The organism is Leptospiraceae bacterium, from assembly GCA_015075105.1.
Lineage (GTDB): Bacteria > Spirochaetota > Leptospiria > Leptospirales > Leptospiraceae > JABWCC01.
Map to the genome: position 1 here is coordinate 554,982 of JABTUZ010000002.1, position 20,106 is coordinate 575,087.

Here is a 20,106-nt window from a genome sequence, read left to right on the forward strand (position 1 = left end):
GAAAAAACTGCCACTGTGAAAGAAATTTCAAAAATAGGTCACAACTCATCAAAAGAAGAAAGAGATTTTCTATTAGAGTACAAAGCGATTGATTTAAAATCACTCGAACAATTTACTCTTGGAGGAGTCACATTCGATAATGTAACTATTGATGAATCTATTGCAAAAATAATTTCCTTTGTAGAAAAAAAAGATAAGCACTACCATATATTATTCCTTGATCCCATTAAATTTATGTACATGAGAAAGGGTGCAAAATTAGCACGGATTGCAGAAAAGGCATCGATGGTTCTTGCCGATGGGAGTGGTCTTGGTTGGGCTGCAAGAAAAATGGGTTTTATTCTTAAAGAAAGAATTTCTGTAATCGGACTTATGATGGATATTGTTAGAATGGCAGAAAAGAAAAATTTTACGATATTCATGCTTGGAAGTAAAGAAGATATAATCGAAAAAGTTTTTTTTAATCTGATTCGTCACTTTCCTGATTTAAGGATTGTCGGTCGTCACTCAGGACACATGAACGCTCAAAGAGAATTAATGGTTAAAGAAGCAATACGAAAAACTAGCCCTGATATTATTTTTTTAGGATTGGATTATCCCGAACAAGAAATCTGGATTGAAAACAACACAGGTTATTTGGGCAAATCAGTAATTGTAGGTGTAGGTGGGGCATTTGATATACTAAGCGGCAAAATAAAAAAAGCTCCGGACTACTTTCAAGTCAATGGATTAACTTGGCTTTGGAGAATTATTGTAAGACCCTATCGAATCAATAGAGTGTTTAAACTGCTCTATTTTATCATCTTGGGTATATTAAAAAAATACTAATACTACTGTAATGCATTAGAATGAACATTCTTTAGCTCACGAATTGTATCTAAAGTAGGTGCGAGCCAATCATCTAACAAAGGTTCATTTCCTTTTGGTCTCACTTTAAATACTAAATCTTTATTTGAGTTTGCAATTTCATTTGTTATAGAAAGTTTTCGAGCTTTCTCAATAGATTTCCAATAACTCTTTAGAGCTTCGGTTGTATTATTTTTTCTTTCATAGACCGCACCAATGTTATTATAGATTGCAACTAACGTCTGATAAATTTCCTGATGGTTCATATCTTCTGGAACAGGGGTTGTGATCGCAGCTTCTTTGTCTTCAAAATCTTCTTTAACTTTTAAATAATTTCCGAGACTCGCATTCAATTGACCTGTATAGTAAAAAGCATTTGCTTTTCCGATTAAAAGAGTAGGATTTGAGTATGCGTCCTCTTCTCCGATATTAGACCAAATATTCAGTGCTTCTGTCCAGTTTGAGTGCATGTATTCTATCCAGCCTTTATAAAAATACATTTCTCTTTTTAACATTTCATTTTTTAAATTTAGGTCATTTGCTTTGTTAAAAAATATCAAAGATTCGTGAAGTTCTTTTCTTCTATTTTCATCTTCTTGAGTTAATTTTCCGAGACTTCTTTCGGGATAAATTTTTCTTCCGGGAAATTCTACAATATTATCTTTTTTTGTAACCCCTACCGATGCAAGGTAAATGATTTTTCCCATGTCAAAATATATTCTTCCCGGGTCTCCTTCGATTAGTACTTCATCTTCTTCTCTAACTCCATAGTCAATTTTATAGGTCTCGTATCTTTCTTTAGAGTTTGTGAGTAACTTTGAAGCTTCGGACATATCATTGACACGCATATAATATTCTGCCATCTGCAATACTGCAAGGTAATGAGCCGGATCATAATTAGCAGCAAATTCAAATTGTTTTAAAGCTCTTCGGGTCTCTCCTTTTTTTAAATGAAATCTCCCTCTCTGGTAATAACCTTCTGCGTATTCTCCACCTTTGATTTCCTCTCCATCCCTATCTTCTTTTTTTGAAAACAGTATTGCTAATAGATGCTCTACGTTATCATCAATCTCCATTCCTGTTACTTGATCTTCAGGATTTATATTATATCGTATCCTTACTTCTTTACTATCTAAGTCGTTATAGAAAGCGGCTAATTTTGCCAACACGAACATCGACAAGTCTTCCTCGATGCCTAACGCATTCCTTACTTGACGATGGTGGTTTAAAACAAATTGAGGATTTTTGTCTCTTTTCCACATCTCTATATATGTGCTAAGCAACCCTCCATGTCCGATTTCATTTTTTGGATAAGCCTCGATAATTTTATTGTAGTAGGAAGCCGCTTTGGAAAATTCGTTTTTGTTGTAATAGATTTTTGCAATACCGGTTATTGCAGGAACATTGTAAGGGTCATTGCTGTCCGTAAAAACTTCTTTATAGTAATTGATTGCAAGCTCATCATTTTTATAATCAACACCTTTGTAACGATTTCTATCTGTAAACGAATTTGCGGTATTGGAATGAAATCTTCCTAAATTAATATAAGTTGCAGTATCGTGAATATCTTTTTCTAATCTGGACACGATATAAGCACCCGCTTTCAAGATTTTTCTTTCTACTTTATCTTGAGCGATTAATTTCATCGTATCATTCTCATTAATTACCCTACCTGCAATGGGGAGTTTGAGATTATTCCAGCTTTCATTTTTTGCGAGGGTAATGTTAGGAACCTCTGTTCTTTTATTCCACGCTCTACGATTGTTTGGGTCTGAGCTTTCTGTTCCAAAGTCAGGGCTTACTTTTCCAAATAGTTTTTCAAAAGCTCTTTCATATTCTCCAGCTTTCATATAATGAATGCCGTAAAGATTAAGATACTTCAAACTATTTGGTTCGATTTTTTCACCTTTGGAAAAAAATTCTTCCGCATAAGCAAATCGAATCTTTCTTTTTTCAGGGTCTTTTTCTTCATTCGCTTTTCTAATTTCCAATAATCCTAGCTCATATTGTCCACCAGCTTGCCAAGGTTTGTATAAATGTTTATACGCAGAAAAAAATCCAAAAACGAAAAATAAGGATGCCGCAACACCCAGAATAGATTTTTTAATTAATTGCTTTTGTCTGAGTAGCCCTTCTTTGGTATAAATAGGTTTTGTGGCAATGATCGGTATTCCATCTGCCGAGTATTGCCCGGAGCTATCAAACAATTCTACTTTGTATCCTAAAAGAGGAGACAAGAACGAGGTTATATCTTCCGGTTTCTGATTGGCTTTGATTAACTCGATTAAATCTTTTTGGTTTTGTTTGGAAATTCGATCGTTTACAAAAGCATCGATTACAGTGCGTTTTAGTTTTGGAGGATATTTTATAATTTCTTGTTGAATAGAAGCCAAGTCTTCATCAGAAAGGTTTTCTTCATAAGAAGTTTCTTCATCAGCAAGACTGGAAAGATCGTCATCAATAGAGCCAGGCTCTTCTCCACCGGAATCTGAAATATCGGAATCATCGAAAAAGCTATCCTCTGACGACCCAGAAATATTTTCTATAGAGCTTGTTCCTAGATCAGAATCAAAATCATCGAAATTCATTGAAGGGCCGGAAGATTCTTCTTTGGAATCAGTTGAAATATCGCCTATGTCGCCAAATACATCGTCTGATGAAGTGTCAGTGGGTGTGTCACTTGAAAAATCAGGTGGAGAAGCATCAAAGCCAGGAAAAATATCTTCATTGGATTCGGATGAAATAGGATCGCTATCGCCTCCAATCTCGTTAAACATGCTGTCTGTACTCGAAGTAGATTCTCCTAAACCAGCAAATGGATTTTCTTCTTCAGTGGAAGTTGTAGAATCCATATCGGAGAAACTATCTAAGGATGGTGTATTTGAATTGTCTGTAGAGTCTCCTCCAAAGTCAGTTTCTGCCCCGGAGGAGAATTCATCTTCGGGTAAGGCGTTCAAATTACTGAAGGGATCTTCTTCTGTAGTTTCAACAGGATCATCAAGCCCGCTAAAAGGGTCGTCTCCTAAGTTAGCCATAGATGCGTCCCCCATATCACTAAATGGGTCTTCTTCTTTTTCTTGTATAGGTGTATCGTCTAACGCATCAAATGAATCTGTAGATACACTGTCTGATGGAGAATCGAGAAGATCAGCAAAAGGATCGTCGGGAGTGTCTTGAGAAAGGTTTTCAGGTAAAGAATTCTCTGGTGCAGATAATCCAAAATCATCTGAAGGTATATCTGATTCGTTTACGGGGATTTCAATATTAGAAATATCCGGCTCTTTGGATTGTTGAATTTCTTCTGCCGATGGTTCTCTCAGTAACTCGTCAAGGTCAATATCGTCATCGTCAGAAATATTGGACTCCGGAGGGCTGTTAAAATCGTCATCGTCTCCACCTGAAAAATCGAAGTCTTCTACATCGTCAGAGGGAGTTCCAGATTCATGCTCTGGTTTCGTTTCTTCAGAAAATGAAATAGGCTCTGCGTGTCCTAATTTACCTCTCAAAACTTTTGCCATAGGACTCAATGCTTCTGAGGTACTCGGATTCACATTTAATGGCTCAAGAATCTGCGAAATATGCGATTTGTCTTCTTCTGTAATTTCTAATTTTTTATCAGCCATTTTTGGATTACGAATTCATGTATTATTTGAAAAATTTGATTCAGAAAACTCCCTACTTACATATATTTATCGGTTAAAATTGAATTTTTTGTCATTAGTTTTTTATTATGTCACAGGTAGAAATACTAATATTTACACGATCCAGTTTTCTAAATTTATCTATTTTAGGAAAACTCTCTATTTTTTTTAAGAAAAATACGAAAGATAGAATATATAAATGATCCCTATATAGAAAAAGGGTCAGTTTTTTTGGACTATATATGAAAATGAAAAAATACTTCTTGGCTTTCTTTGTTGTTGGAATTCTTGTATCCGTAGGAATTTTTGGTCAAAATGCAATAGATTGGATCGGCTCATATTCTTCTAATGAATTTTCTGATCCTAAAACAAAAGACAATAACGATAAATTGTATTATTATTGGCAGTTGGAAAGTCTGAAAAAAGGAATTTCTCCAAGATACATTCGATTATTAGATGCAGAAAAATACCCTGAAACAGGAAAATTCCTGAATAAGGGGATATTATTTACTTACGAGGGGATTCGAACCGAAGAAGTAGAAATTTGTGGAAATTTTACTGCCTATAGATGCATTCCAATGAAGAAAAATAAATACGGAGTTTTTTATACTATCCTACAACCTGAGTTTAAAGACAAAAATAGAAATTTAGCAACTAAATACCTTTATAAATACAAAGCTGATGGTTTATTTGAGCCGGATCCCGAAAACCAGAAAAGAATTGAAGAAGATGGGACTATCCTTTCTGAATATATTTTGGAAAAAAAGGATATAGAAAATCAAGCAACTGTTTTGATTGCAGAAAATGAACTGAATGATGAGCCTGATTTTAGGATAGTAGAATTTAGAATATACCAACCCGATGCTACTATTGTGTCTCTGGTTGGAAATTTTAACCATTGGAACCCTGAGCTAGATTACATGAAAAAAAATCGAGATGGGATTTTTATCTTTCGTAAAAAACTAAAACCTGGAGAGTATTTGTATAGTTATGTTGTTGATGGCGAAAAAACTCTCGATTTGTACAATCCTGAAACAAGGATTCGTTACGATACAAAAGAAATATCTTCTTATCTAAATGTAGAAGAAAGAGAGAAGCCCTACGAGAGACCGTAAAATATTGTTATGCAGTATTAACAAAAAGTCTGTTTTATTTGTTAAAGTAGTGATTTGTACTAAAAAAATTATTGAATAATAGCCTCCTATTTATAGGATTTGAATATAATATAATAAGTTTTTAATATAAACAAAAAGAGAGCCTATTCTTTTCAAAAAAGTGGGGCTATACCATTTCAAGAAATTCGACATGTATACATGAAATATTCTATCATTTTAATTATTTTGTTATTTAACTTAACAAAGTGTAATGTAAAATTACCCGAAGTCGATTCTTCACCAGAGCTACTTGCAATATTTAATTGTGTTACCAACCAGTCTCATTGCAATATAGGTTTTTTAGTGGGTGGAACTGTCTCTGGTTTAGTTTCTGGAGAGTTAGTCGTCTCCTTAAACGAAAAATCTGACTTGTCTATTTATGGAGGACAAACAAATTTTACTTTTTTAATGGGACTTATGTTAGGACAAAGCTACACAGTAACTGTTAAATCTCAGCCAACAGGTTACTCTTGTTCAATAGCGAATGGTTCAGGCACAATTGGAGGGAATGTTCATACAGTCCAGATATCCTGTGTAGTTGCAAATATAAATTATTTATATTCTAATGGTTTGAATTGGAATGACTATATAAAAAATGATGGAACTAATATTGCAAATGCTTCAAATACTGCATGTTTAGGAACAGAAACTCAATATCGCGGGTGTATTCCTGCATTTTTATATAGAGTTTTTGAGATTACAGGAAAAACAAGTTGCACCAATATTTCAATCGTTGACAATCTCACATTACTCAATTGGGCTTGCGTGGTATCTCCTAACGGATCTGTTTATGCTCTTTCAACTGGTTTAAGAGATGGGAAAGGTCTTTCTGATACGATTGATTTTACAAATCTACAATTTAAAAATATAACAGTAGCTGTCTATGATGGTCAAACTACATATATGCAAACCAAAGAGCGAGTATTCTGGGGAAATGAAATTGGAACAGTGTCTCCTCTTTGTGTTCCAACAACTTCAGGAGAAGGTGTAATCTATGCAATATCGTCAAACGTAACTTGTTCAAGCACAGTGACACTTGGGAACTCAAAAGTAGGAATAGTTACAAATCCATCAACAAAAACAAAAATTATTTCTACAGCAAATACTGGAATTATAGACACAAATTCTAAGAATTTTGTATGGCTCGAAGTGACATTAGATGGATCGGCTATTACAGCTGCTTCTCAAGGAATAAACCTTTTTCAGTCTAATTATAGTAAAGTTCATAATTCAAGAATCGCTAACATGATTTTTGCAGGTTCAGTAGGACTGAAGATTCAAAATTCAAACAATAATATAGTTCAAAATTTATTTACGGGAAATAATGAATTAGCAGGACTTCAAATTTCAGGTACATCAAGCAATAATTTAATTTTAGGTCTAAGCAGTTATAACAATAGAAGAGGAATTGATTCTAATGGATTCAGCGTATCTTCAAATATTTTTCTATACAATACGATTATGAATACAACAGAGGCCGGAATAGACTTATCCGGGGCTGCTCAAACGAAAAAGAATAATGTTTTTATTTCGGTCACTGTCGCTAATAGCTTTACTAATGGAATTAATTTAGGGGGTACTGCAAGTGGCGGAAATTTATTAATGGATATAGTTTTAGCAAATAATCAAACTAATGGGCTATTAATATCTGATAATTTATCCTCTACTTTAGGAACTCATACATTCAATCATACGGCCTATATCGGAAATGGTGCAGCTGTTTCCATGAACTCTACAGGAAATTCAAGATATTATTTTACAGGGCTTTTTAAAAATACTTTAGCCAGTACATGCACCAATACAACTAATACATCGGGACCAACTACCGGAACATGTAGTCCGGCTGTAGCTCCATCAAATTTTACTTATCAACCAATATCAAGTCCTTATGGTATCTTCAATGGTAAATCTACTGACTCGATAAATTCTTCTGCCGATGGAACAGGACAAGCAATTTATAATATTAGCAACGATTGGTATTTTTTAAATAGTATGACTAAAGGCTGGGGTATAGCTCATGCAAATCCATTTCCTGATACAGGTCATCGTGGAAAGTGTACAGCCGGAAATTGTCAAATCTTTGCTTTAAGTTTAAGCAAAATTAACTCAGAAATCAGGAATGTTTTGACTTGTCCAGATGGAAATTTTACTCAAACTCATTTTTGGCATGCTACAGGACAGACTGACGATGCAAGTTGTAATTTAGTTTTCCCTGGGGCTAAATATTATGGTCCTTTGGATTGTAGAACTACATTTTTAGCCAACGCAATTGAATTAATAAATGATGGTACTGGTAACGATAATGGATTATGCGAATCTAATGAAAATTGCCTATATTCTCCAAACATAGGAGCGTACCAGGGTCACGGAACGATACAAAGTGCATCTAATGTATCCGGGTGTTCAGATATTGGAACAGGTACCGCAATTACAAATGTCAAACTTTTTCAATATGTAGGAAATGGTTACTAAAAGGTTTTCTTTTAATGATGAATGATAAGTTTACTTAAACTTCTATGCTAGTTTGTTTTGAAATGTTTTAATACAAATAAAAATAATAATCTTCCTCTTTAAATACTATGTCCCATAGGAAGTAAGATATTTGTATTTTAACTTTTTCAACTGAATTGTTTTTCTTTTTAATTCAATCTATATTGAAATAGAATTTTGATTTATCTTTTTCGGCACAGTTAGAAAACTGTAATATTACTGAATTAGAAAATGTTTAAGACCATAGTAAATTTTATATTTAAGAAATTATTCGTAGTTTCTGTTTTTTTATTTATTTTATATATACCCGATAACCTATTATCAGAAGATTGCAACTCTGTAATTGGTAGTTTCGACAATAAAATATCGCTGACTTCCGGTTGGATGTATCGCAGGGGAGATAACCCGGATTGGAAAGACCCTCTTATGGACGATTCCCTCTGGACAAAAAAAAACTTACCGGATTACGGTAAGGATAAGTCTGTTAAAATCATAGGTTACCATTGGTACAGATGTAAGTTTTATATTCCTGAAAATTTAAAAGAATGGAACGAGCCACTTTCGATTAGCTTAGGAGAAGTTCGAGATGTTGATGAAGTATATTTTAACGGGAATCTTATAGGTTCTACCGGTCAGACTGTACCAACTCTGAGTGTAGATCTTCACAAATTCAGAGTTTATACAATTCCTAAAAAATTTTTTATAAACGGCTCTAATTTAATTGCTATTCGAATATACTCTTCTACAAATACTTCCGGTTTTATAATCCCACCTGCAATCAACAACCAATTAGAAATCACAAAAAGTGTAGCAAGAAAAAATATTTTTGGAATTATGTCCGGGTATGTTTTTTTAATGATGGGAATTTTTTTTATAATGGCTTCTATTGTAAAATCTACGAATAGAGGTAATTTATTTTTTTCCTTATTCTCTATTGCTTTAGGTTTTTATACACTTTTGCGAACTCAGTATAGATATAGAATCTTTGAAGATTTTGCACTTTCGTTTAAAATAGAGCTAATCATCGTTATCACTCTTCCAGTCTTATTTGTAAACTTTCTGTATATGTATTTAAACCAAAAAAGAAATCTTCTTCTTTATGTTTACGAAATTGGGATGATGATTTTATTGCTATTTACTTTTATAAGTAAGACAACAAGCCAGTGGACTTTGATTATAGATATTTTCAATTTGACTTTAATCTACCCGATGGCTTTGGTACTTTTTACTATTTACAAAAATTACCAAACTAACAAGTCAAAAATAAAATATATTTTTATCGGTATGATCGGACTCGTTCCTACAATTATTATAGATTCATTAACAGCCATAGAACTAATAAAACTCCCCGGTACTGTGTATCTTGGCTTTATGTTTTTTCTAATCAATATTTCTATTCAGCTTTCTGATGAAATGGTTGAAAGTTTAAAAAATTATTTAGACCAAGAAAAAGAATTAATCAAAATGGAAAAAATTAAAACAGATTTTCTTTGGAATGTATCGCATGAGTTTAAAATTTATATGGATGAGCTTGGTAAAATTATAAGCTCAACTATTCAAGGATTAAAACCTTCAAAAAATCCAAAACTTAACCTTGATGAAATTGATTTGTATGTAGGATTATCTCTTTCAACATTCAAAGATGCCATTACATTGAAAAGTGTCGAAGATAAATCATTTGTACCGATCATTACACGATTTTCTATTCGAGAAGTGATCGTAGAAGCTATTGAAACTGTAGAAAAAAGACTCGGACAAAAACGAAAAAATAAAACTGTTACAATCCACCCACCTGATTTTGAAACCACAAATTCTAAAAAATTATTATTTTTAATTGCATACCATCTGATTGAAAATGCATATAAGTATTCCGGGAAAACAGATAGAATTCATATTTCATTCAAGTCTGAATTGGGGAAGGGCCAACTTATTATCAGTGATGAAGGGCCTGGTATTTCAAAAGAAGTTCAAACGAATATTTTTAATAAATTTGTGCGAGGAGGTTTTTCCGGAAAAGAGTCAGAAAATGTAGGTTCTGGAATTGGATTAACCTTAGTGAAAGCATCTGTAGAGTATTTAGGAGGAACAATTGAACTTCAAAGTCAAAATGGATTTGGAACAAAAGTAATGGTTGTACTTCCTTTGAAGGCGGCGTAATATGAAAATTTTTACAAATATACTTTTTTTAATACTCTTAATTTTTCAAATACATTGCAGCTCAGAGAGAAATGAAAAAGGTACGCACATTGTTGATTTATCTGGTGACGATTGGTCTATTGATTTTAGAGATAACCCAAACTATGCTTCTCCAGAATATTCGAGTCAAAACTGGGAAAATACAAAAGTACCGGGAAATTTTCGTCTCTTAAATAAATCTCAAAGGGGAATTCTTTGGATTAGAAAAGGTGTTGATTTGAACCCTGAGATGTACAATCAACCGATGGCTCTATATTTGGGTAGGGTGTATGATAAAGACGAGGTGTTTTTTAATGGAGTTCTAATTGGAATCAACGGAAAAAAACCTACCGATAGCATTCAGAATAATTATGCGTATGGTAGAAAAAGAGTTTATTATATTCCTCAAGAAATTATTCGTAAAGGACAAAATACAATTGCGGTCAAGATCGATTCTGAATTCAGAAATATTGCCGGTATTACATCTGCTCCTGTACAAATTGTACCATTTTCAAATGCGTTAGACGATATATACAACGCTGAAACAGATGATATTATCTATGTAGCTTTTTATTTTTTTATAGGATTATTTTTTCTAATCAATTTCTGGAAGATGAAAGAAATGAAGGAGTATTTATTCTTCAGTATATTTACTTTTTGTTTTTCATTGTATCTCTTATTTAAAAATGAGTATAGATTTGAAATTATAGATAGTTTTTTATTGTTCAAATATTTAGAGTACTTAGTTCTTTTCCATCTCCCTTATTTGTATTTAATTTTTATTCAGGAGTTTTTTTCAGTTCCAAAAATAAAGTACCAAAATATTTATTATTTTGTAAATCTTGGTTTTGCTGTAATTTTTGCAATTTTCAGAAACCCTTATTTTTGGGATAATTTCATATCTATCTGGTCATTGCATATTGTTCTTTTGTTGGGTTACACTGTTTTGATTTGTCAAAGAAAAATTATCGAAAAAAATCGAGAAGGAATAATATTCGGTGTTGCGATTTCTTATTTTATTTATGCAATTATAAAACAAATATTAATTGAGCGAGGCTTTATTGACAGTGATTCATCATTGGATAAAGCGTATTTTATATTTATATTATTTTTAACTCTCTCTCTCAGACTACGATTTATCATGTTTAAATTGAAAATACAAAAACGATTTGAGCAATTGAAAGAGGTGGACTCACTTAGAGAAAGAATATTTAAACACATGGATAAAATGATGACTACTCCTCTTCTTCATATTCGTCAAATTATCGCAAAATTAAAAGCCAAAGATGAGACTTCAAGTATTCCTGAAATGTTTCGAGAGATGAAATCTATCCATGACAATCTAAATTATACTATGGATGATATTTTAGAGTTGTCTCGTCTTGAAGTTATGGCAAAAGCTCAGTACAAAGAAACAGTAAATTTTGTAGATTTTATTCGAGCAGTTTTACCTGAAGGAAAAATCACGTATTCAATAAAAGTTGATTATGCATACGAAATTCACAATAGTTTAGATTTAATCAATTCTATTATTATGCGTCTTATAGATTTTCCGAGTTTTAAAGAATTTCAAAACATTGACTTGATAATCACCTCAGATCTAAAAGGTCAACTTCATTTTCGATTTATGCTATACCATAAAAATCATAAAGTAACCCAAAGACTTTACGAAGAGCTTGCCGGTAGAAAATCAAATGAAAATGCCGTAAAATGGGCAATCATTAAAGAAACTTTACGATTGCTCGAAGGTCATTTCGAAATGAAAATACTGCACAAGAAATATTTAAGAATTGATTTTGAGCTTCAGGCAGTTCCCATAACGGCCAATATTGATATAACTCCGAAAAAGGAAAAAAGATTTAAGCTTCCTACTTTTGGAAAAAAGAAAGTTGCCTGAATTTTTTATTCAGGCGTGGTGTTCTATTTTTTTTCAGGTTTATCTAATTTGTTGTATTTTACAGCAAACCCTGTAGCTTTCCAAGTTACTTTTTGCCATAGGAATAATACTGCGCTTTGGTTTATAATATCGACTTTTACATTCATTACTTCATCTCCACCTAACTTTTTCGCTTGGTCAAGAAGTTCAAAATATCCGGCTCCTCCCACAGAAACAAGCCAGAAATAACTGGAAATGGATCCGGATGCTTCTACTCTACCGAGAATAGTAAAATCAGCAGTTGTAAAATTGTATCGTGTTTCATCTGATGTTTTTATTGGGGCAACAACATTTGTGTAAAGGCAACCAATTGAGTTTAGTGAAATCACAAAAGCTAGTATTAAAAAAAAGATTTTTTTCATATATCTCTCCTTATTCTATGTATGTGCAAATCTAATTTTATAGTAAACAAGAATTTGTATTTTAGAATTGAAAAATACGCTTTAGGAAAATTCTATTTTACTTCGCAGACCTATTCCTCTAAAATGCAAGAAGTCTAAGTAAGTTTTCTACTTCCAATTTTCTACCAACACTTTGAATACGCTTCGTATTCTTTTGGAACTAAATCCGGCAATTCTAGAATTTTCATTTTATATTTAGATTCTAATTTCAAAAGCAAGCTATGAATTTGTTTTTCATTTTCTGTAGTAGGAAAACGTGTTTTTAAAAATATTTCCTTTAATTTACTTATTCTTTTTGTGTATTCTGTTTGACCCAATCGAAACAAAAACTCTGGAGAAAGATTGATGATAACGCCAAAACGAGTTTTCATATTTTCGTCGTATTCGGAATTATTTAAAGAGCAAAAAAATACTCCTTTATCAATAAGATAATCCAACCCAACACTTCTTTCGTGCCCGGGACGAAAGCTACCGGGGCGTTTTTGTTTTGCAATGAATTTATCGGTTAATCCTTGCTCGTCAATTATAAATACGTTAGTGCCTGCTGCTACAGAATAATATCCAAGACCTAAACCGGGCGCACATTTTGCATTTGTAACTGAATTGGTTATAATAAAATTTTTATATTGCAAACAAGTTACAAGCTCTTTCATCTTTAGCCCTTCTATATACCAAGGATAGCGGATTTCTTGAAATCTGGAAAATATATCTTGGTTTAGACCTCTGGTATAAACTTGTCTTTCATCAACGATAAATCCTTTGACTAATGGAATTTTTTGATTAAAGAAAACAAAATATATACAAAATACAAGCAAGATGCTATTTACGAGATAAGTTGATTTAAGAGATAAATCTTTGGATGCCCACAGAGTATTTTGATAGAACTGAAATAAGTATGTAAAGATGACTATTGAAGGCAAGAAAAATCGAAACGCCATAAAATCTCCACCAACACGAACAATATAAAACATTAAGAGTAGCAATCCACTAAAGTCTCGCAATAAAAACTTCACTTGATGGTTGCTTTTTCCCAATCGAATAAAAGCAGGAATTGAAAATAGAAAGATTAGTATTGAAGGTATGAGGAATGGCGAATAACGTAATGTATGAGAAAGGTACTTGATACCTTGGAAGTAGTTGCTTTCACCTCCGGATTTTGCGTAATAAGTATTCGGAAAAATATCATGATAATAAAAAAACCGAAACGCGTGATAACTTCCTGCGATTAAAATTATAGGTAGAACAATTTGAAAAATGTGCTTAAAATCTTTTTCTTTCAAATAGATAAATATTCCAAGCGAACCATAATAAAATAATAGAAGCCCCATTTCCGGCCTTGTTAAATATAAAAGAGACAAGATGGAAAACACAACTATATGGTTTTGAATCTCTCTACCTAAGATAAAAATAAAAAGCATCGTTAAAAGAAAAAATGTCAGAGAAAATTCCAAACCGGAAGTAGAAAAATCTCTAAACCCAGAGTTGGAAATTAAAAGAAAAGCAAAAAGAAAAAGTATTTTGTCAAATCTACTTTGAAAAAATCTATACGCTAAAATTAGTCCCCCAATCGAGAAACATAATCCAAGAAAGATGGCTCCTTGATGGTTTGGTATTCCTACAAATCTTAGTGCAATTAAAAGAAAAGTCCATAGTGGATGGGTAAATCCTTCTACTCGCTCTCCGTTATTGAAGGTCAATCCATTTCCGGCAAAAAAATTATCTATATGTCTAAATGTGATATATGCGTCTTCAGCTACCCAAATTCTATCGAGTATTCCAAGAATAGCTAAAATTAGAAATGCAAAAGCAAACCATTTATTCCAATCATACTTTTTATTCATCTGCCCAATATAATCACTAAGTTTCATTTGTCAAATAAAGTAGAAATTTATTTCCGGTGCATTTTTTTTAAAAGGTTGCAAACATACTATTTGTTTTTGTCTCATATTAGCAAAAATATCTATAGATTCGTTTTAATTTCTTGTTATCATTCAAAAAAGTGCTAATAGATTTTTTAAAACGATGCGAATATTAATAGCAGAGGTGCAAAATGTTCTACTTACTACTCAGCCTTTTACACGAAGATTTAATCTCTAAAAGAATTGACAGAGACACATACACTACAAACGTATTTATGCTGGCAAATGATTATGAAAAACTTGGGGCAATCACCACTCTCTAAAGTTTCTTTAAAAGAAAATGGCAGATTGCTTGTGCAATTTTTTCTTTTTTAGCTGGCCCAAAAGTAATTTCAATTCCATTCGTGGAGTATATTTGAACTGTGGTATCCTTTTCTCCAAAGCCTTTTTGGTTTGAATCGACATAATTTCCTATAATATAACTTAATCCTTTCTTGTTCAATTTATCAAGTGCATACTTTTTCAAATTTTTTGTTTCTGCGGCAAATCCAATTGTTCTTGTATTTTTCCATTTCTCGAATTGAATTTTTTTCTTACACTCTATTAAAATATCCGGGTTTTCAATCAGCTCTATAGTATATTTGCCGGTTAAACTTTTTTTTATTTTTTGCCTTTCTTGTTTTTTAGGTCTAAAATCCGCAGGGGCAGCAGCCATAATTAGTAGTGTAGATTCTTCAATCTCGGATAAAACCGAGTTTTTCATTTCTATCGTTGTTTCGACTTTGATAGTTTTTCCTTTTTGGAATGTCGCATAACGCTCAGTAGTGTTGCCGCAAATATAAACTATTTCAGGAATTTTTTTGCTAAGTTCGTATGCTATGCAATAACCCATTTTTCCTGACGACGCATTTGAGATATATCTTACAGGATCAATCCACTCTCGTGTAGGCCCGGATGTAATAATCGCTTTTTTAAATGTCATGAATTTTTCTGATGAAGTTGTGTCAGAATTTTTTGGATTTCGGATATATCTGCCATTTTTCCGTAACCTTCATCACCACATATAACTACTCCTTTTTGTGAATCGAGGACTATCACTCCATCATTTTTTAGTAGTTCAATATTTCTTTGAACAACTTTTTTGGAATACATTCCCGGATTCATGGCAGGAGCGATAACCACAGGGCAATTCGCTGCAAGGTAGGTGGAAGTGAGTAAGTCACCTGCAATTCCATGAGCCATTTTGCCGATTGTGTTAGCCGTAGCAGGAATTACAGCAAACACAGAAGCAAAATTTTTTACTTCAATATGAGGCATTCCTGATTCAAACTTGTCTACCATCACAGAGTTTCCTGTAAGTGCTTCAAAGGTTATTTTTCCGATAAATTTAGTTGCGTTATGCGACATGATTACTTTTACAGGAAGATTGTCTTTTTTTAAATTTCTGATTAGTTCGCAAGTTTTATAAGCGGCGATACTTCCTGTTACAGCAATTACGATTTCTTTCATTTTAATAAAACCCACTAACCTTTTTTAATAAATTTTACTCGACTAATTTTATTCCCTTCCATTTTTTCTACTTGCAAGTCACCCATAGCAATTGAAATTGTAGTGCCTTCTTCGGGTAGATCTCCATACTTTTCTAAAATAAATCCGGCAATTGTTCTGACATTCACCATATCCGCTAAATTTTCACCTTCTAAAATTTCTTTTAGCTCTTCCAATTCGGCTTCTCCATCCATTGAGAAAACAGGGGACTCCTCTATTTGAGCGGGATCTACACCATGGTCATCTGTTTCATCCTGAATTTGTCCAAAAATTTCTTCAATGATATCCTCAAGAGTCAATAGCCCCGCAACTCCTCCATATTCATCTACTACTATAGCCAAATGTTGTTTGGCGTGTCTCAGTTTTTGTAAAACTTTTTCGATAGATAAAGTTTCAGGAACAAAGACGGGAGCTTGCATAATACTCGTGATTTTGTCTTTTGTGTTTTTTTTTGGATTCGCCATCCACTCGATAAATGCTTGAACATGAACTACTCCGATAATTTTATCAGTTGTATCTTCGTAAACAGGGTAACGAGAGAAGTTGTGCTCTGCGATAAGCCCTAAAATTTTCTCCATTGATACGTTAGCCGGAATCCCTACAATATTGAGTCGGTGTGTCATCACTTCTTTTGCTTCGTGCTCGGAAAAAGTGAAAGATTTTTGAATCATTTGAAACTCGGCGTTATCTATATTTCCGTGTTTATTCTGTTCTTCTATCAATATTCTCAATTCTTCCGGTGAGTGCAAAAATCTTCCTACGCTAAATTGCATTCCAAAAATTCTAAGAATCCCTGAAGTAATTTTGTTCATTATGAAGATAATCGGAAAAAATAAATAGTAGAAGAAAAATAACGGAATGGATGCTCTTAACGCAATAAATTCTGTCTTTTGTATAGCAATTGTTTTTGGTGCAAGCTCTCCTAAAATAATATGAAAAAAAGTTATTAGAATAAAGGATGCTGTGATAGAAAAAGCATGAATTGTAGCAAGACTTGAATTGAATTCAAAAAAGTTTAGTACCGCTTCCAATCTATGAACAATAAACATTTCTCCGAGCCAACCAAGAAGTAAACTTGCAATCGTAATCCCGACTTGGCAGGTGGAAAGCATATCGTTCAGATTGGCAACAGCTCTTTGGGTTAAGTAAGCTAATGGTTTATTCTCTTTGATTAGCTCCTCTAAACGAGAAGGTCGCATAGAAACTAAGGCAAATTCAGTGGCTACAAAAAATCCATTCGCAAGAATTAAAGATAAAATAATAGGTATTTCAAAAATTCCTTCCATTTCAGATTCGTCTTTTAGTTTTTTGGTTGAATCATATTTCTTAAAGATTCCATGCATCCAACCATTCATGGGAATCAATAATGAAACCATACTCTTTTTGTAAAATATTTAAGAAATCAGGAATGTGCGCTGCTCCATACAACATTCCGATTATTTGAGGGTTTTTTTGATTGAGTCGCTTTTGAACAAAACTCAATGCTACTTTATTTCTTTCTAAGATAAGTATTTTCCTTGCAAGTTTCATTTTTTCACTAAAACACAAATCATTGGCTGATGTGACAAGATTTGATGCTATGATTTTTTTATACTCCTTTATCTTTTTTATAAATACTGGATTTGTTTCATCCATATTCTCTATTTCATTATAATTCTGAAAGGTATTTTTATTGTCGAGCGATAAATAATTCATCATCTTATGTTGAGAAATCTCATGTTTTTTTAAAATATTTTGAAATTCGGCATAATTCACATCTGCATTTACCCAATTGTACTCAGGAATTAATTCATCTACCTGACGAGCCAAAGAAACTTTTTTTGCAAAAGACTCTTGGTATTTGAGAATCTCTTTAAAATTGGTTTGTTTATTTGCAACTTGTGCGATATTTTGTAAAATAGAATGTTTAGTATTGCTGAGTTTTTGAGTGGAAAAGGAAACCCCTTCGTAAAAAAGGACATCCATATCTTTTGAAAATACGTTGATTTTTTCGTAGTAGGATTTTTCTCCAATATGAATCACTCCGATTAGGTAAATTATATCTCCGGTGTCAGGAGAGACTAACTTGAATTTCCCTGTTTGAAGTGATGAGTCTTGTAACCTTAAAAATCCGTCTTCTACTGAATGAAATTCTTGGATTTGAGAAAAAATTGAGTAGTGAATAAATCCAAAAAGAAAAATAAGGAGGAATTTCTTCATTTTAATAAATGTCAATAGATTTAAACGCAGAAATCTCACCTAATCTTCTTCGAGATAATTTTTTTAATGATACAAGCCCTTCAAGAATAAATTCTATTCCAGAAGCTAATAACTTCTCGTCTTTGTCTAAATTTTTTTCGTTCAATAAATCCCACATACTTGGTACAATTTCTAAAATATTTCTATATTCAGACAAAGGCATGCTATCAGAAATTTCTAATTTTTGAGAAGAATATACTTGCCTTGTAATTTCTTCAAACTCTTTAGAATACTTTTTTGGTGGAAAGTATTCTTCAAATACAGTTTTTGTAGCGAGGTCAATTAATTTCATTACCACTTGATACTCTGTAATAGCCTCGTCTCTATAGGGATCAAGCTCAATTTTTCCAGAAGAAGACACAAACAGATTTCCAAGATCGGTAATTCTTACGATTCCATTCTTTTCACCAAAAAATAGGCTCCTTCTTCTTGCAGAACTTACTGCTGTTTCATAATTTGCAATACTCAATCTAGCACTAACACCGGATTTTTTATTGATCAGATGAGAATTTCTTGCTTGGATAGTAACTTCTTCTATAATCTCTTCAATAAAATTCGGAACGTCTATTTTAGGAGATGAAATCGGTAAATCAATCTCCTGCTTGGTGATATCTAAACCTATTTTTCGAGATCTTGGGTAGTGAGTTCTAATTTCAGAACCAATACGATCCTTCAATTGAGATATAATTTTCCCTGTTCTGGAGTAATCTTCAGGATTTGCGGTAAAACAAATAAACGAGTCTAATGAAAATCGAATAGGGATTCCACGAATTTGAATATCTGATTCTTCTAAAATATTAAACAAAGACACTTGAACAAGGTAGTCTAAGTCAGGGATTTCATTAATAGCAAAAATTCCCCTGTTCATCCTTGGTAGCAACCCAAAATAAATTGCTCCTTCCGAAGACAGAGCTTCCCCACCTATAATTTTTGAAGGATCAATATCTCCAATTATGTCAGCTATCTTAGAGCCTGGGGCTAAACGTTCAGCGTATCTTTCAGAACTATGAATCCATCGAATCGGTAAACGATCTTTTTCTTCTGCCAATCTTCTCTTAGACTTTGCTGTAATCGGGTGAAAAGGGCTTTCAAATACTTCACTTTCATCTATAACAGGTATATACTCATCGAGAAGTGAGGTGAGCGACCTCATTATTCTTGTCTTGGCTTGTCCTTTTTCTCCTAATAAAACTATATTATGACCGGATAGAATTGCAGTAATTAGTTGAGGGATCACAGTATCGTCATAGCCGTGAATTTCAGGGAAGATTTTTTCTTTGTTTTTGATTTTCAAAGATAGATTTTCAGCCATTTCTACTTTAATTGGACGCTCTCTATACTCAGATTTCTTCAATTGTGCAAGATTGGATGGTTTAATTTTTTGGATTTTTGTTTTCATTGTGTAAAAAATTATATTATTCTGAAATCTTTACTTAAACTTACTAAAAGGGTTTGATTCTTCCAGCAAAAAATGTTTTTTTTAATTAGATTTTTTGAGAAAATAGAGAAAGAATACATAAAAAACAAAAAACCCGCTCTATTCAAGCGGGTTCTAAGTAAATCTTACGATTTTTATATATCTAAAAAGTTTTTTTTATTTATTTCTTTTTAGCAGCTGGCTTTTTTTTAGCAGCTGGTTTCTTTTTTGCTGCAGCTTTCTTTTTAGCAACCATGAAAATTTTTCCTCCTCTCGGATTTGTTTCATATTCATTATTAAACTTAATGAATTAATTTTGATAATGAATACTCTATTCAAGAGACATAATGAATTAAACCCATAAAAGTTGTAAAGAAAAAATAAAAAAAGTATAAATTTTT

13 protein-coding genes are annotated in these 20,106 nt (G+C 32.7%); 5 read left to right on the top strand and 8 right to left on the bottom strand.

What is annotated here, in order from left to right:
• The first annotated feature begins 15 nt into the window (after positions 1-15).
• Positions 16-828, top strand: a complete 813-nt coding sequence (locus HS129_12545; protein MBE7412865.1) for a WecB/TagA/CpsF family glycosyltransferase — start codon at positions 16-18, stop codon at positions 826-828.
• Positions 829-830: 2 nt separating this feature from the next.
• Here HS129_12545 and HS129_12550 read toward each other — a convergent pair whose 3' ends face one another.
• A complete protein-coding gene (locus HS129_12550; GenBank protein ID MBE7412866.1) occupies positions 831-4,469 on the bottom strand; it encodes a hypothetical protein in 3,639 nt (1,212 codons plus the stop codon).
• A gap of 260 nt (positions 4,470-4,729) precedes the next feature.
• On the opposite strand from HS129_12550, the gene HS129_12555 reads away from it, so the two are divergent.
• The 4 genes from HS129_12555 (at position 4,730) to HS129_12570 (ending at position 12,203) form a co-directional block, all read left to right on the top strand.
• Positions 4,730-5,602 carry a carbohydrate-binding module 48 gene (locus HS129_12555; GenBank protein ID MBE7412867.1) on the top strand — a complete coding sequence of 291 codons (873 nt, stop codon included), beginning with the start codon at positions 4,730-4,732 and terminating at the stop codon, positions 5,600-5,602.
• A 198-nt stretch (positions 5,603-5,800) separates the two neighbouring features.
• Positions 5,801-8,113: a right-handed parallel beta-helix repeat-containing protein gene (locus tag HS129_12560; protein MBE7412868.1), complete on the top strand. Its 2,313-nt coding sequence runs from the start codon at positions 5,801-5,803 to the stop codon at positions 8,111-8,113.
• A 249-nt stretch (positions 8,114-8,362) separates the two neighbouring features.
• Positions 8,363-10,288: a sensor histidine kinase gene (locus HS129_12565; GenBank protein ID MBE7412869.1), complete on the top strand. Its 1,926-nt coding sequence runs from the start codon at positions 8,363-8,365 to the stop codon at positions 10,286-10,288.
• A 1-nt stretch (position 10,289) separates the two neighbouring features.
• A complete protein-coding gene (locus HS129_12570) occupies positions 10,290-12,203 on the top strand; it encodes a sensor histidine kinase (protein ID MBE7412870.1) in 1,914 nt (637 codons plus the stop codon).
• A 23-nt stretch (positions 12,204-12,226) separates the two neighbouring features.
• On the opposite strand, the gene HS129_12575 is transcribed toward HS129_12570, so the two are convergent.
• From HS129_12575 to HS129_12605, 7 genes are all read right to left on the bottom strand, one after another.
• Positions 12,227-12,604: a hypothetical protein gene (locus HS129_12575; protein MBE7412871.1), complete on the bottom strand. Its 378-nt coding sequence runs from the start codon at positions 12,602-12,604 to the stop codon at positions 12,227-12,229.
• Between the two features lie 161 nt (positions 12,605-12,765).
• Positions 12,766-14,511 carry a hypothetical protein gene (locus HS129_12580; GenBank protein MBE7412872.1) on the bottom strand — a complete coding sequence of 582 codons (1,746 nt, stop codon included), beginning with the start codon at positions 14,509-14,511 and terminating at the stop codon, positions 12,766-12,768.
• A gap of 310 nt (positions 14,512-14,821) precedes the next feature.
• Entirely contained in the window at positions 14,822-15,484 is a 663-nt protein-coding gene (locus HS129_12585; GenBank protein ID MBE7412873.1) for a phosphopantothenoylcysteine decarboxylase, read from the bottom strand.
• A complete protein-coding gene (locus HS129_12590) occupies positions 15,481-16,026 on the bottom strand; it encodes a phosphopantothenoylcysteine decarboxylase (protein ID MBE7412874.1) in 546 nt (181 codons plus the stop codon). The genes HS129_12585 and HS129_12590 overlap by 4 nt, the downstream gene beginning before the upstream one ends.
• Positions 16,026-17,336, bottom strand: a complete 1,311-nt coding sequence (locus HS129_12595; GenBank protein ID MBE7412875.1) for an HlyC/CorC family transporter — start codon at positions 17,334-17,336, stop codon at positions 16,026-16,028. The genes HS129_12590 and HS129_12595 overlap by 1 nt, the downstream gene beginning before the upstream one ends.
• Before the next feature lie 40 nt (positions 17,337-17,376).
• Entirely contained in the window at positions 17,377-18,249 is an 873-nt protein-coding gene (locus tag HS129_12600; protein MBE7412876.1) for a hypothetical protein, read from the bottom strand.
• Position 18,250: 1 nt separating this feature from the next.
• Positions 18,251-19,687, bottom strand: a complete 1,437-nt coding sequence (locus HS129_12605; protein MBE7412877.1) for a magnesium chelatase — start codon at positions 19,685-19,687, stop codon at positions 18,251-18,253.
• Between the last annotated feature and the right edge of the window lie 419 nt (positions 19,688-20,106).